Origin of the sequence: Roseivirga spongicola, from assembly GCF_001592965.1 — a bacterium.
In the GTDB taxonomy this organism is placed as follows: domain Bacteria; phylum Bacteroidota; class Bacteroidia; order Cytophagales; family Cyclobacteriaceae; genus Roseivirga; species Roseivirga spongicola.
In genome coordinates, this window is record NZ_LRPC01000028.1 from 89269 (window position 1) to 104753 (window position 15485).

Sequence of the window (15485 nt, forward strand, 5' to 3'; positions counted from 1 at the left end):
TTATGTCACAGTATAGAGTATAAATTGAATAAAAATAAAATTGAAATAACATGAAGCACTTAAAATGGAGTCCTTATGTAGGTGACAACTTTAGTACTGCTAAGTCTAAATTACTTTTGATTGGAGAGAGTCATTATTTAGATGAAAAACCTGACAGTTTAAATCGATCTAAGGACCCTCAGTTTACTAAAGAAGTTGTAAAGTCACTTGGTGTAAATGAGGACTATTATCCATCACATTTCTTTCCAAACGTAAATCGATTGTTTGCTTTAAATGATACTAGTAGAGAAGCTTTTTGGTCAAAGGTGGCATTCTATAATTTCATTCAAAGACCGATGTTTACCAAAAATACCAGACCAAATAGAGCAGACATCGCATTAGGCTGGAGTGCATTTGATGAAATTCTTGAAAAATTAAGTCCAGATATTTGTTTATTCCTCGGAAATTCAAATGCGAAAACTATGCAAAAGGGGCTGTCTGAAAATCAAAAACTTAAAGTTGAACCTTTAAGGTATATGAATAAGGTTGGGGGTAGTTGGTTTTATAAATCAAATATCGAAAGAGACGATAAAACAATTACATGTTTATTCATAAAGCATCCAAGCCGCTATTTTTCATATATTAAGTGGAGAAAAGAACTATCTAATAAGTACGATATCATATTTCATATTTAGTACAAAAATGTTGATAGTAATTGTAGTTCTACTTCACTCCACCCAGCTGATCCACTTAGCTGGTTTGTAAGAATTACGGTTCGCTCCTTATCTGAGGATTGAAATTTGAGATAGCTTTGTCTCCCAACTTTACCTTGGTCGATATAGTCAACATCATATATTTTTTCAGTTAGTCCCTGGTTTTCCTTTAGACTATCGTAAGATCTATACGTAAGCAGCACCTTTGAGAAGCTTTTAAAAAATGGCTTTTTGAACATCTCTAATCTAGCGGGATGTAATGTAGCCTTACCGGTACTGTATTGAGATGGGAGATGGTTGAATTCGGTTATAAAGCATTGATTAAAAAAGTCTGTTTTAGAGTTTAATAGTGAACTGTAGTTAGTCAATTGGTTAACAACCTTTCTGTATAGCCTCCAAGTGTGACCGCTATGAAAATCATCTTGAATTCCACCATAAGGCTTCTTTACTGAAAAGTATTTGCCCTCTGTTTTTAGTGACCAATAATAATTATTGAGAATTGATTCTTTCAATAACTGATATTCTAAGCACTGGAAGTTGTATTTGTATTTGGAGCTTTCATTGACTTGTTTGATATCAAAACCCTTTTCTTTTCCCACAATAAGTATGTCAGATTCGGGGTTTCCATAACCTAGGAATACAGGGTTTGCGAACTTTTGTTGGGCCTGTTTGTCTAAGTGTAGAAAATGATCTCTCCAATAAATAAATTTCTCTTCTTCGTCATCTGAATGAAGGAGATGTTTAAAAGTATCCCGAAGAGGATTCTCATTTTCTACTTCAATATCCTCAATTTCCCTTATTTGATGTTTTTGCGACCAAGTCACTAAATCGGTAAAAAGTTGCTGCTTATTCATTGTTTGGTATGCTTTATCCATTGTTCAATTTTATCTTTATCACCTTTTGAGATATCCCTCTCCGTATAGCCCTCAATCTGCTCAATCAACTCATTTCGAATAGCATTTTTGAAGTCTCTTGAAATCACTTCCGGCTCATAGTAAATGATGCTATTAATGTTCTTGACAGATTCTAATACACGATTATTGTAAACGTTCAAAGTCTCGTTAATTCTGAAATCTTCAACGGCATGTTGATGAGAAAAATAGAAGCTGAATTCCTCATTGTATTTTGAGTAATCAAAATTAGCATTCAGTTCATTGGTGGTTATATAGATCAATAGATCTCCATTATTCATGGTTACATCGTAATAATCACGAATAAATGATATTCCATTCTCTAGATTTAGGTGTAATCGCATAGATAATTGATGCTCGGAAACCGTTTCAGCAACTACTGGGTCAAAGTATTCAGTGAGTTCACTCATGCGCTTATTGTTCATCATTTCATGATCGAATACCCCACTTATCAATAGTTGAATAACGTTCTCCAATTCCTTTAAAGATAGCTTTTAAAGCCATAACCAAGGATTTAGGCTTAGTAACCGTTATAAATGCTGAATGCATCAACAGTTTTTGCTCTAGTTCGTAATTGTGGACTACTTCCATTTGAAAGTAAGACTCATCATTATCATCAATTAGGTGTTGCTGTGATTTGTGAAGTGGGAGGGAGTTCAGGTAATTCTTTTGGCTTAGAGGAGCTTTAAACTCTACTTTGATCAATTGATTCGCATCGAATACTACACCAATTACATGATCAAATAGACTTTCAATATTGTGGTTCGGCCTCCTTTCAAAAGAAGATTTAGTGATTTCAAGGTCAGAAATTCGGTCTACACCGTAAGTCCTTAATTCCTTAGTATCCGTCTTATAGCCAATTACATACCACCGATTCAGATACTCCCGGAGTAAATAAGGTTGGATACTACGCTGATTGATGCTTTCTCTCTGATAGCTGTGGTGTCTGAAGGTAATTACTCTTTTCTTGTCTATGGCCTCTAAGAGTTTGGGAACATTTGATATACCTTTTAAAAGATCTGCTTCACCATAGGAGATGTACTTAGCATAGTTTTCTTTACTGAGGTTATCAGCGAGATAGGCAATTTCTAAAAACCTAACAGATCCACTTGAGTAACCTTCTTCCGCAGCAATGTAGTACCCATTCTCTTTACGGTCATATTCAATCTCGATACCATAGTTTTGTATCTGCTCGATGTCCCGTATTAAAGTCCGTTTGTCTATGTAGATATCATGTAGTTCATCAAGATCCTTTAGAATCTTCTTTCTGCTCGGAAATGAATGATTTTTCACCTTTTCATAAATCAAGTAATACCTACGAAGTTGATTTTGATTAGCCATGTGATAAAGGTATGCAAGCGACTACGACAAATTGTGTCGTAATATAAAAGAAATCAATACCAAGGGTTAGGTATGGGGTTAATCTGCAGACTTAAGTCTTTATTGTTTAGCGAATTAAAGACTGATAAATCATTCAATAAGTAGTAATTAGTAGGTTAAAGACTGATAAATCATTCAAAATGAGTATCTTTGATTCTTGTTAATGAACGGTAAACCATTCATTAATAGTTTAATATTATGTTAATGACTGATAAATCATACGTAAACTGGGCTCAAATGACTGATGCAGCATTGGCTGAAACCATCGGTGCTTTTGTAAAACATCATCGCGTTCGTCAGAATATGTCGCAAGACGAGACTGCTGAAGCAGCTGGAATCAGTCGATCTACCTTGAGTCTGTTGGAAAGAGGAGAAGGGGTAAAGTTGTCGACACTGATTCAAGTGATGCGAGTTTTAAACGTTCTTCATGTGATGGACGCCTTTGAGGTGAGGGAAGAAGTGAGCCCTTTGGCCTATGCTAAGCTCAAAAAGAAGTCGAGGCAGAGGGCTAGCGCTAAAAGATCATCGGGAGGTAATGAAGATTTAGGATGGTAGATGTAGCAGAGGTTTACTTGTGGGGCGAATTAGTGGGAGCAGTCAGTTGGAACGAGAATACACGATTGGCCAGTTTTGAATATGCTCCAAGGTTTCTGGATAAAGGCTGGGATCTTTCACCCATTAAAATGCCTTTGAGTAATGGAGCAAGAATCTACAGCTTCCCTGAGTTAAGAAAAGGCAAAGATGAGGCCTACGATACCTTTAAGGGGTTGCCAGGGTTGCTGGCGGATGCACTTCCAGATCGATATGGAAATCAATTAATCAATATCTGGCTAATCCAGCAGGGTAGACCAGAAAATAGTATGAACCCTGTAGAACAGCTCTGTTTTATAGGTAAAAGAGCGATGGGAGCTTTAGAGTTTGAACCCGCTCAGTTGACCAATAAACAAGGTGGGTTCAATATAGAAATTGACAGTTTAGTTAAGGTCGCTCATCAGTTACTGGCTAAAAAAGAACAACTAAAAACAGATTTATCCAGAGACGAGAAAGAGGCTTTAAGGCAAGTGCTGAAAGTCGGGACTTCAGCAGGTGGAGCAAGGCCAAAAGCAGTAATTGCTTATAACGAATCTACTAGTGAAGTCAGATCGGGTCAGGTAGATGCGCCCAAAGGGTTTGAGCATTGGTTACTCAAATTAGATGGTGTCAGTGATGCTCAGTTTGGTGAAAGCACCGGTTGGGGCCGAATAGAATACGCATATTATTTAATGGCTACTAGTTGTGGTATAGACATGATGCCATCGAAGCTTTTGGAAGAGAATGAAAGAGCCCATTTTATGACAAAAAGATTCGACAGGGAAGGAAATGACACAAAACACCATGTGCAAACGCTATGTGGCTTACAGCATTACGATTACAATTCTAGAGGTACCTTCAGTTATGAGCAAGTTTTTCAAACCATGAGAACCTTACGTTTAACCTATCCTGAGGCTGAACAGATGTTTAGGCGTATGGTATTCAATGTTTTGGCCAAAAACTGTGACGATCATACCAAGAATTTTGCCTTTATGCTGAAAGAAGGTAGTAAATGGCAGCTGACTCCAGCATATGATGTTTGCTATGCTTATAACCCAGAGAACTTTTGGCTGAAGAATCAGACCATGTTGGTACGAGGTAAACAGGAGGGTATTCTTAAACAAGACCTTCTGGAAATTGCTAAGGAGAATAGTGTTAAACGTCCAGATAGAATCATCGATGAGATTCAAACAGCGGTGTCGAATTGGCCTAAATTTGCTCAAGCCGCTGGAGTTGACAATCAAAAGATCAGCGCATTACAGTCTACTTTTCCTGCTGTTTAAACAATTAGTTCAATAATATTGTGAGCATTAAATAGGGTATCGATCCGATGTTGACCGCTTCATACAAATCACTAAGTTAGCCCATACTTTTATGTGAATATTGCCCCTACAAGACTTGCTGAATTGCGAAAAGCTACCGCCACTATACAAGCCAACGCGAATGCAGAAACCATTAAAAAAAGGTTGGAGGATAAGCAGTTATTAGAAGCTTTTTTCGAGAAGGGCTAATTATATAGAGTTACTTCCCGATACAGAATTTCGAGAAAATATTTGCTAGTAAATCGTCTGTTGTGATTTCGCCTGTGATCTCACCGAGGTAGTGCAGGGCTTGGCGGATGTCCATAGCGACAAAGTCATTGGTGACTTGGTTGTCTATGCCTTCGATTACGTTCATTAGAGCGTTTTTGGTCTGGAGGAGGGAGTCGTAATGACGGATGTTGGTCACCACTGTATCGCCTCGTTTGAACTTGTTGAGGTTTACGAGTTCGAGGATTCTGTTTTTAAGTTCTTCAACATGTTCTGGCTCTTTGGCTGTCAGGAAAAGCATGTCAGGATGCTGGTGCTGAAGTTTTTCAACCAAAGCATCATCTACCTTATCCAGTTTGTTACCGACTTTTAGGAAAGGCACTCCTGTATTTTCCAATACATTGATTTCCTTATTCATTTCCACAATATCTACCTGAGATAGGTCAAAGAGATAGATGATCATGGAAGCGGTTTTCATTTTGGCTTGGGTACGCTCCACACCAATTTTCTCAATCGCATCGGTAGTTTCTCGCAGACCAGCAGTATCGATAAATCGGAAGGCAACTCCTCCAATCACTATTTCGTCCTCGATAAAGTCGCGAGTGGTGCCGGCTATATCGGAGACAATTGCTTTTTCCTCGTTAAGCAAGGCATTGAGTAGGGTAGATTTGCCGGCATTGGGTTTTCCAGCAATCACTGTCGGTACTCCGTTTTTGATTACGTTACCTAAGTCAAAGCTTTGGATTAGCGCATTTACTACCACTTGTAACTTGTTGACCAATTCTTTCAGGTCGTCTCGGCTAGCGAATTCTACATCTTCTTCGCCAAAGTCGAGCTCTAGCTCAATCATAGAGGCGAAATGGATTAATTCTTCGCGAAGCCTTTTAATTTCTCCAGAGAAACCGCCACGCATCTGGTTCAGGGCTGCATTATGGGCGGCTTCAGTATCTGCATTGATTAAGTCGGCTACGGCTTCTGCTTGAGCCAAATCGAACTGACCATTCATAAAGGCGCGCTTGGTAAACTCACCGGGTTTGGCAGGTCGTGCTCCTTTTCTGATCAAGAGTTGAATAATCTGCTTGATGATGAAGTTCGATCCGTGGCAGGAGATTTCTACTACGTTCTCTTTTGTAAAAGACTTTGGAGCAATGAAAAGGGAGATTAATACTTCATCTAAGATGCGGTTGTCTTCGTCACGAATCGTTCCGAAATGAATTGTATGCGACTCCTGCTTGCTGAGGTCTTTTCCTTTGAAAACCTTATTTGTGATGCTGATAGCTTCTTTTCCACTCAAACGAATTACGCCTATAGCGCCAACTCCTTGTGGGGTGGCTAGAGCGATTATGGTGTCATCATTTTGCAGGAGATTTTGCATGGCGCAAAGATAGGCTTTCGGTTGGATAGATGTCGATTGTTCAGTTCTAAATGGAGTGGTTTTGTTACCAGTTAATGCGTGATTTACGAATAGTGCAGTACTAGGGTGGAGGTTCTTTGGTTCGAATAAGGATTAAGTCTTAAAGAATTTGTCTGGCAGATCCTTCGGCTGGGCTCAGGATGGGAAAAAGAGTCGGTGAGGGTTGAATAACGAAGAGCGTTTAACAATTTTCTTCGCCTGTCCTTAGTTTTCTAGTTTGCTGTGCTAGTGCTAGAAAGAGAGGTTCTTTGGTTCGATTAAGGATTAAGTCTTAAAGAATTTGTCTGGTAGATCCTTCGGCAAGGTTCAGGATGGGAAAAGGAGTAGGTGAGGGGTAATAACGAGCAATGGTTAACGACTAACCATTAGTAGCTTCCCTCAATGATATCAATAAACCTTTCTCATGGGCAGAAAAGGGTATCAAAATAGCTTTCGCTACTATGAGAGAGGTGCTTCTGCTTTGAGTCTTTGGGCTTCTTTTCGTTGTAGTCTTTTTTTCATCAGTACACCATTGCTTGGCGAAAAAAGGAAGGTTATTCCGAAGAGAATTCCGATGATGGTAACTATAGCACCAGCGATTGAGCCGTCTACTAGCACAGCCAAATAATAGCCAAGAGTACTGCTAATGATCGCAACAAAAACAGTAATCATCATCATAGTCTGGAATCGATCGGTAAGCAGGTAAGCAATGGCTGCTGGCCCTACTAATAGAGCTACTACCAAGATGGCGCCTACTGAGTCGAAAGCGGCCACAGTGGTCATAGATACTGCTCCCATTAAAAGATAATTCCACAGAGATACCGAAATACCAATAGTAGCAGCAAACGCAGGATCAAAAGTTGTAAGGTGGAGTTGTTTAAAGCCAATGCGGATAAAAGCAATATTCACGATTAGCGTCATGGCTGCAACATAGAGGGCTCTTGGGCCGAAAATTGTACCATCGTCTCCAATCCATAGGTCTATGGGAACATAGGCAATTTCACCATACAGTACACATTCCTGATCTAGGTCTACTTGCCCAGCAAAAACCGAGATGAGTATTACCCCTAAAGCGAAAAGCCAGGTAAAGGTAACACCTATAGCTGCATCGGTTTGAAGTCCTGCTTTGTTGTGGAAGAACTCAATTAGAAAAGTGCTGAAAATACCAATTAGGGCAGCACCAATTATCATTTCAAAAGAGTCGCGAGTTCCTGTAAGTAAAAACGCTATGACAATACCAGGTAGCACTGCATGTGAAATAGCATCGCCCACCATGGCCATTTTTCTGAGAACCAAAAAACAGCCGAGCAAGCCACATGATATGGCGAATAAACTGGCAGTCAATATGATGTAAAAGGCATCCATCGATTTACGATTTATGATTTACGATTTTAGATTTGAGGACGATCGATTGAAGGTTTCCAAAAGTTGAACAATCAAAACTCCAAAATCTAAAATCAAACATCTCAATAAGGTATTCTCTCCTCATGTGGATCCATTTCTGGGTATTCCAGCATTTTTTCTAATCTTTTTTCTAACTCAGGTGTAATAATGTGCTCTATTGTTTCAGCATCTTCATGCACATGGTCTGGGTCAATTTTCATGTATTTAGATAGATAAAGCTCCCACAGCCTGTGCAGTTTTACTACTCTCTGTCCTTTCAGTTTACCTGCTTCAGTGTACTTCCAGTCTCCGTTTTGCTTGGCTAAATAACCCTCTCGTTTAAGTCTTCTCAATGCGCTTTTCAGTCTGTCTTTAGGGAAGAATCTTTCCTCTATAATTTCATCTAAACTTCTGGCCTTGTAAGGATCTTCATCCTTTTCACCCAAATGGTAGAGTTCTTTTAGTAGGTTCTCATCCATTATCATGCGCTGTAATTTCCTCTGTTGAATACTTCTCGAAATAATACCTCGGGTTGGGGCGATGAAGAAAGAGGTAAGAGCAATGGCTGAAATGATCATTACAATCCAAGGGCCAGTAGGCATGGCTGGTGCTGCATAGCTTACAAAGGCACCTGAAAGCCCCGAAAAGCCACTCATTATGGCGGCTAGGAATGTCATTACGCGCACATCGTTTGTCCAAAAACGAGCTGCAGCAGCTGGCGTAATGAGCATGGCCGCCATTAAAACAACACCTACTGCCTGAATACCAGTGACCACGGCCAAAACCGTAAGTGAGGTCAGGAGTAAATCCATTGCTTTGACAGGTACGCCAAGCGCTTTTGCGTAATTTGGGTCGAAAGCGATTAGCTTAAGTTCCTTGAAAAAGAGGGCCACGGTAGCTAAAAGTATTACAGCCACCATGCCAAAAACTATGAGGTCTTTACCTACCAAAGCAGCAGCCTTTCCGAAAAGAAAGGAGTCTAAACCTGTTTGGGCAGCGTTACCTGAATGCTGAATGTTGGTGAGTAGCAGAATGCCAATTCCGAAGAAAACCGACAATATAAGCGCAATGGCCGTATCTTCTTTGATTTTTGTCTTTAGGGTTACATTATCGATGATGACTAAAGAGATCCAGCCCGTTATGAAGGCTCCAATGATAAGCCAAAGCGGATTTTTAGTGCCAGTAAGAATAAAGGCTAGACAAATTCCTGGGAGAACGGAGTGAGCTACCGCATCACCAACCAATGCTTTCTTTTTGAGAAAAGTGAACGTACCTACTACGGCAGATGAGGCGCTTAACAGCACAGCTCCAACTGTAACAGCTATAATGCTGGGATCGCTAAAAGAAAAGAACTCTCTTAAGGTTTCCATTTTAGTATTTCTCCCTACTTGGTATCTGTCTTTTTCTAACCAATTCGCCTACTTCGGCTAATACTGTAAGCTTACCACCATACGTTTCTTGTAGCATATCATTGGTGAATACCTTGTTTATTGGGCCTGAAGCTACCAATCGCATGTTGAGCAAAACAATCCAGTCGAAGAATTCAGCAGCAGATTGAAGGTCGTGATGAACTACAATCACTGTTTTTCCTTGTGCCGTCATTTCCTGCATAATAGCCAAAATAGCGGCTTCAGTAGCGGCATCTACTCCGGCAAAAGGTTCATCCATAAAGTAAAGCTCAGCTTCTTGAGCTAAAGCCCTTGCTAAGAAAACGCGCTGTTGCTGCCCACCCGAAAGCTGAGAAATTTGGCGATTTACGTAAGCTTCCATGCCTACCTTTGCCAAACAGTTGAGCGCCATTTCTTTATCGGCCTTTCTTGGGCGAGATAGCAAGCCAAGTTTGGCATATCTGCCCATTAGCACCACATCTAGCACAGAAGTAGGGAAGTCCCAATCTACGCTTTCTCGCTGTGGTACATAGCTCACTTTGTGCCGAACATCGTCTAAGGCTTCATCAAAAATCTTTACATAGCCAGAGGCTAAGGGCAACAAGCCCATGGCAGATTTTATGAGTGTAGATTTTCCTGCACCATTCGGTCCAATAATGCCCACCAAGGCACCTTTTGGCAAAGTCATATCAATATTCCACAACACTGGTTTCTTGTGGTAAGAAACCGTGAGGTCGTGAAATTCAACAACTGGTTCTTTCGCTTCTATTCTCATGTATTTCAGTTATTCGTTATCAGAAAACATAAAACAGTTATCCTGCTTTCTGATCACTATTTAAGCGCTTCAACTATGGTTCGAACGTTAGATTTTACCATGCCTACATAGTTTCCTTCGGCTGTACCTGCTGCACCCATTGCATCAGAAAAGAGGTTTCCGCCAATCTCTACCGTGTGCCCTTTTTGAGCACAGCCTTCTACAATGGCTTTGATGTTTTTCTCTGAAACGGATGTTTCTACAAACACCGCTTTAATTTGCTTGTCTACTATAAAGTTGATCAGGTCTACCCGGTCTTTTAATCCGAATTCTGAGAGGGTAGATATGCCTTGCAAACCTTTTACTTCAATGCCATAAGCCCTTCCGAAGTAGCTAAAAGCATCGTGAGCAGTGATCATAATTCGTTTAGAGGGAGGGATGCTCTGCATTTCATTAATTACCCATTCGTGCAAATCTGCTAGTTCTGCTCTGTAGGCATCCGCATTGGCTTTAAAGTAGTCTGCCAATTCTGGTCTAGCCTCAATTAAAGTGTTTGTTACTTCTACTACCGTTTGCATCCACAAGCTTACATCGAACCAGATATGTGGATCGAAAGTGCCTTGGTACACAGGGTCGTCAAGAAGCATGGCTTCATTAATGCTTCTAGCTATTGGGACTACCGTTTTTATACGTTCTAGTTTTTCAAAAACTTCACCCATTTTACCTTCTAAATGAAGCCCATTATATAAGATGATGTCTGCTGCTTGTAGCTTGCCCAAATCTCCCTGAGTAGCTTTGTAAAGATGTGGGTCTACACCTGGCCCCATTAATGCCGTTACATTTACGGAGTCTTTGCCCACATTCTTGGCTACATCGGCTACCATGCCAGTTGTTGCCACAATATTCAGTTTACCAGAGTTTTCTTGGTTGGTAGTACCGCAAGACCATAGGGCAAATGCCACTAATAATATGATTAAGTATTTCTTCATTATGCTGTTGTCACAAGTAAGTTTTGAGCGGCTATTTGAGAAATGGTTAGGCTCTTTTCTTTATTGAGCGTGATTTCCATACTGCCATCGAATTCAATGCGCTCATTAATATGAATGCTAGTACCTATTGAGATGCCAACTTTGTCTAGGTACTTTAGGAATGCAGAGTTTGAGTCGTTTACAGCAACCACTTTACAACTCTTTCCTTCCTCAATTTCAGACAGAGGTTCCTTCTTAACCGTAGCAAAGTTGCCATCATCATCAGGAATTGGGTCGCCATGTGGGTCGTGCTTCGGAAAATCTAAAAACTCATCTAGTTTACTAATAAGCACTGGAGATTGAATATGCTCAAGCTGTTCGGCAATCTCGTGTACCTCATCCCAATGGAAATTCAGTTTTTCTACCAGAAATACTTCCCAAAGCCTATGTTTCCTAATTACTTTTAGAGCAATGTCTTTCCCTTTAGTAGAGATGTTTACTCCTCTATATTTCTGATAATCAACTAGTTTCTTTTTTGATAGCTTTCTTATCATATCACTGACCGAAGCGGGTGCAGTTTTCATTTCTTCTGCTATGGCATTGGTATTTACACTGTCTTGCCCATGATTGGAAAGATGGTAAATGGCTTTAAGGTAGTTTTCTTCAGATAGACTATACACTTGCTATGAATTTCGCCTTAAATATACTTTTTAGATATGGCTAAAAAAAACATATAGTAAGTCTAACTATTTAATTAGATAAATAATTCAACCTGATACTGGAAATTCTTATTTGTGAGGGATTCAGAAATGAGTTTAATTCGGCACAATGAGCAATAAAACTAAAGAATGTCCTTCTTGCGCCATGCAGGTAGATTCTGATGAGGAGGTTTGTCCTATTTGTCAGTATGAGTTTCCTAAGCAGTCTAAAGTTTCAGTTTGGGTGGCTGTTGTGCTCATTATACTGCTGTTATTACTCTTTGTATTTTAGACTGGAGAGATCTAAAAGTTAAAAATTCAGACACACGCCTCTGTATGTTGAACATAAGAGTACTGTAGTCTTTTCTAATGAAAAGCTTCAGGTATACGTTAAATTGATAAGAAGTTTAAAAGGAGTGTCTTAGGACTCTTGTAGTTTACCTTCTTCTTTCTTTTTCGGCAAAAATTGATCGAGTAAAATCAGACCAGTTCCTACCATTACAGAAACATCTGCCATATTGAATATGCCAGTATGAGCAAATTGGAAGTCTAGGAAAATCATGTCTGTTACCTGCCCATAAAGAATTCTGTCGTAAAGATTGCCAATTCCACCACCAACAATAAAGGAAAGTGCCCATAGGTTAATCATGCTCATTTCCTTATTTCTGAACAGATAAACCGTAACCGCAACCATCACTATACCTGGTAAAATTAGGAGCAATAGTGTTCTCAGAATAGGAGATAGGTCGGAACCCATGCCTAGAAATGCACCCGGATTTTCAACTTTTGTGAGCACCAAGTATTCTCCAATCACTTCTACCGTTTTGTGGTATTCCAAGTTCTTTCGAGCTAGGTCTTTAGTAATTTGATCGCACCCAATATTGGCAAAAATGATTATTAGGATGAGTGCTATTCTCGGTATCTTCTTCATCTACTCACAAAATTTCTCCCAAAACTAATTAAAAGAGCCAAAGCAGAAAGCAAGCATTACAACTTGATGTAAAAAGAAGTGCCATTATTACTTGTTTCAAAGGTCAACTGACCACCATGTTGTTGAATAATTTGCTTGGCTAAACTGAGTCCTATACCCGAGCCTTCGGTTTTTGTAGTGTAAAAAGGAATGAATATTTGGTCTGCAATTTCTTCTGGAATCCCTGTTCCATTATCTGAAACAATAAGAGTTGTTTGGCCGTCAGGCTGACTGTTGTAAGTCAAGCGGATTTCACCATTTGTGCTTTTAACGGCCTCTTGAGCATTCTTTAAAAGGTTGATCAGTACTTGCTGCATTAAGTCCGGATCGAGCAATAGATTGGCATTACCGTTAGCTTGAACAGTGAATTTAATATCTGTTTCCGTTAAGCTTTGCCTGAATAGTGTTTCTATTGGTTGAAGAAATTTGCTCACCTCCACCTCTTTCAGGTTAGGGGCAGGTACTCTTGTAAGTTTTCTATAAGCCTGCGTGAAGTTCATTAAACCTTGACTCCTCACTTTTATCGCGTCCATACCTTCTAGCAAAGTCTTTTTGTTTTCTTCAAAGCTGTTGGTGTTCGTGCTTTGAACTATGCTTTCCAAACTGCCGGAAAGTGAAACCACAGGTGCTACAGAATTCATGATTTCATGAGTGAGTACACGAATGAGTTTCTGCCATGCCTGCATTTCATTCTGGTCTAACTCCGAATGAATGTCTTGCATAGAAACTAGTGTATATTGCTTTTGCCTCAGCTTAAAGATAGATGCAGCAACCGAAAACTGATGGGTAGTGTTGCCGATAACAGCTTTTACAACCTTCTGCTGGTTTGGCTCTAAGCTTATTACTTCTTTGTAGAGATGTGGTGATAAGCTCTTTAGTGAGCTCATTCTGATTACTTCTTTTTCATTCACCAATTCTTTGAACGCTGAATTGACCACGTGAACCCTTTCTCGAGCGTCAAAGGCCACAACTGCTATTTTTAGCTGATTAATTAAGGCTAGCAAATACTGGTATTGGTTGGCTTGTTCCTGAATGCTCTGAGAAAACCGCTCATTAACAAGGTTGAACTTTCTGAAAAGCTGTTTGATAGACTTATTCTCGTGCTGTTCTGGGTATTTTACAGTGAAATCGTTGTTCAGAATGGCATCTAGAAAACTAGAAGTCAGTTTGTGTACCCTGATCAGATAATAGAAAAGAGCTATGAGTACAATGAGACTAAAAATGCCCAGAAAGAAGACTCTAATGTAGTTAACATCTATAAAGGTGTAATAGAGCAAGCCATAACCAAGAAGGGTCAGAATGCCCAGTCGAAATACAATCTGAAATTTATAGTCTCTAAAGATCATATTTCTCCATTCTTCTGTAAAGTGCGCCTCGGCTTAAGCCTAATTCTTGAGCGGCATGACTAATGTTGCCTTGATGTTTCTTAATGGCCGATTCTATGGCCCACTTTTCAATCTGGTCTAAGTTAAATGAGTCTACCGCCTCTATTTCGGTCTCATTAGTGTCCTTTAGGTTAAAGTCACTGACTTGTAGCTGCTTGCCATCACTCATAATGACTGCACGCTCTATGGCATGTTGCAACTCCCTGATATTTCCTGGCCAATCGTATTTCTGAAGTTTGTTGTAAACATAGTCAGCTACGAATAGCCCAGGTTTTTTATATTTCTGTTTATAGATATTTAGAAAATGCTGAGCCAAAACAGGAATGTCTTCTTGCCGTTCGCGCAAAGGAGGTAAATGAATTTCTATGGTATTTATTCGGAAAAGCAAGTCTTGGCGAAAGGCCTCAGTCTTTACTAGTTCCGGTAAGTTGGCATTAGTGGCGCATATCAGCCTAATGTTAAGGTCAATCTCCTTATTATCCCCAACCTTGGTCACTTTTTGATCTTGGATTACTCGTAAAAGTTTGGCCTGAAGGGGAAGGGGTAAATTGCCAATTTCATCCAAAAATAGCGTGCCATTGTTAGCCGCTTCGAACTTACCAGTTCTATCTGCTTTAGCATCTGTAAAGGCTCCTTTTTTATGGCCGAATAGTTCGCTTTCAAACAGAGTCTCGCTAATGGCGCCCATATCTACATTTAGAAAAATATCATTAGCTCTGTCGGAGGCCTTATGAATTGCTCTAGCTACTAGTTCTTTACCAGTACCGTTTTCACCAGTTATTAGTACATTGGCTTGAGTCTTGGCTACTTTTTCAATCTGGCTAAATACTTTCTTTATGGCCTCAGATTCCCCGATAATCTCATTGAAAGGAGCATTTAGTTCTTGCAAGAGAACGGACTTTTCAGTTTCTAAATGCTCAATCTTTTTAGCAGCAGAGTTTAGTTCAAATGCAGTTTTTATTGTGGCCAACAGTTTCTCGTTTTCCCAAGGCTTTACAAGAAAATCGTAAGCGCCCAGTCGCATAGCTTCAACTGCCAGATTGATTTCTCCATAGGCTGTAAGCAGTAAAATAGAGGTATTAGGGTTGGCGTCTTTTACCTGTTGGAGGTATTTCAGCCCATCTTTACCTGAAGTATCGCCAGCCGAAAAATTCATGTCTAGCACAACAATGTCGAATTCGTTTTCGGCTAAAGCGGTCGTTAGCTGAGTGGGAGAGTTTATACCTCTTACATCGGTGTAATGTTGTTCTAGTAAAATGCGAAGCGATAACAGAACGTAGTTATCATCATCTAGTATGAGTATTTTGGCCTTCTGTTTCATGGGTTTGCTCTACGCAAGTTATTGAAAAGTGCCCATTTTTGGGCAGTTGTGTTTTGCTGCTGGACATTTATAAAGTATTTAATCTGGTGGTTTAGGGTTAAGTGGTTGATATTCAACATCTAAAATGTTTGGTATATACTGTG

The 15485-nt window shown here is 39.8% G+C and carries 16 protein-coding genes; 4 read left to right on the forward strand and 12 right to left on the reverse strand.

The genetic code is table 11. The annotated features are described in order from the left end of the window. The first annotated feature begins 50 nt into the window (after nt 1-50). The gene (locus AWW68_RS12510; RefSeq protein ID WP_068221535.1) at nt 51-674 is read left to right on the forward strand and encodes a uracil-DNA glycosylase family protein; all 624 of its coding nucleotides are present in this window, start codon (nt 51-53) and stop codon (nt 672-674) included. Here the strand turns inward: AWW68_RS12510 and AWW68_RS12515 are convergent. Genes AWW68_RS12515 through AWW68_RS12525 form a run of 3 tightly spaced genes read right to left on the reverse strand, consistent with a single transcriptional unit; the run spans nt 671 to nt 2944 of the window. After that, nucleotides 671-1546: a hypothetical protein gene (locus tag AWW68_RS12515; protein ID WP_157717637.1), complete on the reverse strand. Its 876-nt coding sequence runs from the start codon at nt 1544-1546 to the stop codon at nt 671-673. The genes AWW68_RS12510 and AWW68_RS12515 overlap by 4 nt on opposite strands. After that, nucleotides 1543-2013: a hypothetical protein gene (locus tag AWW68_RS12520; RefSeq protein WP_157717638.1), complete on the reverse strand. Its 471-nt coding sequence runs from the start codon at nt 2011-2013 to the stop codon at nt 1543-1545. Before AWW68_RS12520 ends, AWW68_RS12515 begins: the two co-directional genes overlap by 4 nt. A 19-nt stretch (nt 2014-2032) precedes the next feature. Next, the gene (locus AWW68_RS12525) at nt 2033-2944 is read right to left on the reverse strand and encodes a helix-turn-helix transcriptional regulator (protein ID WP_068221541.1); all 912 of its coding nucleotides are present in this window, start codon (nt 2942-2944) and stop codon (nt 2033-2035) included. A gap of 243 nt (nt 2945-3187) precedes the next feature. Here AWW68_RS12525 and AWW68_RS12530 point away from each other — a divergent pair, with 243 nt between their 5' ends. Both AWW68_RS12530 and AWW68_RS12535 read left to right on the forward strand, forming a co-directional pair. Further along, complete coding sequence (locus tag AWW68_RS12530; protein ID WP_068224080.1) at nt 3188-3538, forward strand: helix-turn-helix domain-containing protein; 351 nt, start codon at nt 3188-3190, stop codon at nt 3536-3538. Next, the gene (locus AWW68_RS12535; protein ID WP_068221543.1) at nt 3532-4836 is read left to right on the forward strand and encodes a type II toxin-antitoxin system HipA family toxin; all 1305 of its coding nucleotides are present in this window, start codon (nt 3532-3534) and stop codon (nt 4834-4836) included. The genes AWW68_RS12530 and AWW68_RS12535 overlap by 7 nt, the downstream gene beginning before the upstream one ends. A 238-nt stretch (nt 4837-5074) precedes the next feature. Here the strand turns inward: AWW68_RS12535 and mnmE are convergent, their stop codons facing one another. From mnmE to AWW68_RS12565, 6 genes are all read right to left on the reverse strand, one after another. Next, a complete protein-coding gene (gene mnmE / locus AWW68_RS12540; RefSeq protein ID WP_068221545.1) occupies nt 5075-6457 on the reverse strand; it encodes a tRNA uridine-5-carboxymethylaminomethyl(34) synthesis GTPase MnmE in 1383 nt (460 codons plus the stop codon). A gap of 477 nt (nt 6458-6934) precedes the next feature. After that, on the reverse strand, nt 6935-7840 hold the full coding sequence (locus AWW68_RS12545) for a metal ABC transporter permease (RefSeq protein ID WP_068221547.1): 906 nt from the start codon (nt 7838-7840) through the stop codon (nt 6935-6937). A gap of 101 nt (nt 7841-7941) precedes the next feature. Beyond that, nucleotides 7942-9228 (reverse strand): metal ABC transporter permease, encoded by a 1287-nt coding sequence (locus AWW68_RS12550; protein WP_068221549.1) that lies wholly within the window; start codon nt 9226-9228, stop codon nt 7942-7944. A 1-nt stretch (nt 9229) separates the two neighbouring features. Continuing rightward, entirely contained in the window at nt 9230-10021 is a 792-nt protein-coding gene (locus AWW68_RS12555) for a metal ABC transporter ATP-binding protein (RefSeq protein ID WP_068221551.1), read from the reverse strand. 56 nt (nt 10022-10077) lie between these two features. Further along, nucleotides 10078-10989 carry a metal ABC transporter solute-binding protein, Zn/Mn family gene (locus AWW68_RS12560; RefSeq protein ID WP_068221553.1) on the reverse strand — a complete coding sequence of 304 codons (912 nt, stop codon included), beginning with the start codon at nt 10987-10989 and terminating at the stop codon, nt 10078-10080. Further along, the gene (locus tag AWW68_RS12565) at nt 10989-11648 is read right to left on the reverse strand and encodes a metal-dependent transcriptional regulator (protein WP_068221555.1); all 660 of its coding nucleotides are present in this window, start codon (nt 11646-11648) and stop codon (nt 10989-10991) included. The genes AWW68_RS12560 and AWW68_RS12565 overlap by 1 nt, the downstream gene beginning before the upstream one ends. A gap of 148 nt (nt 11649-11796) precedes the next feature. On the opposite strand from AWW68_RS12565, the gene AWW68_RS20115 reads away from it, so the two are divergent. Next, entirely contained in the window at nt 11797-11958 is a 162-nt protein-coding gene (locus tag AWW68_RS20115) for a zinc ribbon domain-containing protein (protein ID WP_157717639.1), read from the forward strand. 129 nt (nt 11959-12087) lie between these two features. On the opposite strand, the gene lspA is transcribed toward AWW68_RS20115, so the two are convergent. Genes lspA through AWW68_RS12580 form a run of 3 tightly spaced genes read right to left on the reverse strand, consistent with a single transcriptional unit; the run spans nt 12088 to nt 15342 of the window. Then, the gene (lspA, locus tag AWW68_RS12570) at nt 12088-12597 is read right to left on the reverse strand and encodes a signal peptidase II (protein ID WP_068221558.1); all 510 of its coding nucleotides are present in this window, start codon (nt 12595-12597) and stop codon (nt 12088-12090) included. A gap of 56 nt (nt 12598-12653) precedes the next feature. Continuing rightward, a complete protein-coding gene (locus AWW68_RS12575; RefSeq protein WP_068221559.1) occupies nt 12654-13982 on the reverse strand; it encodes a sensor histidine kinase in 1329 nt (442 codons plus the stop codon). Further along, entirely contained in the window at nt 13972-15342 is a 1371-nt protein-coding gene (locus tag AWW68_RS12580; RefSeq protein WP_068221561.1) for a sigma-54-dependent transcriptional regulator, read from the reverse strand. Before AWW68_RS12580 ends, AWW68_RS12575 begins: the two co-directional genes overlap by 11 nt. Between the last annotated feature and the right edge of the window lie 143 nt (nt 15343-15485).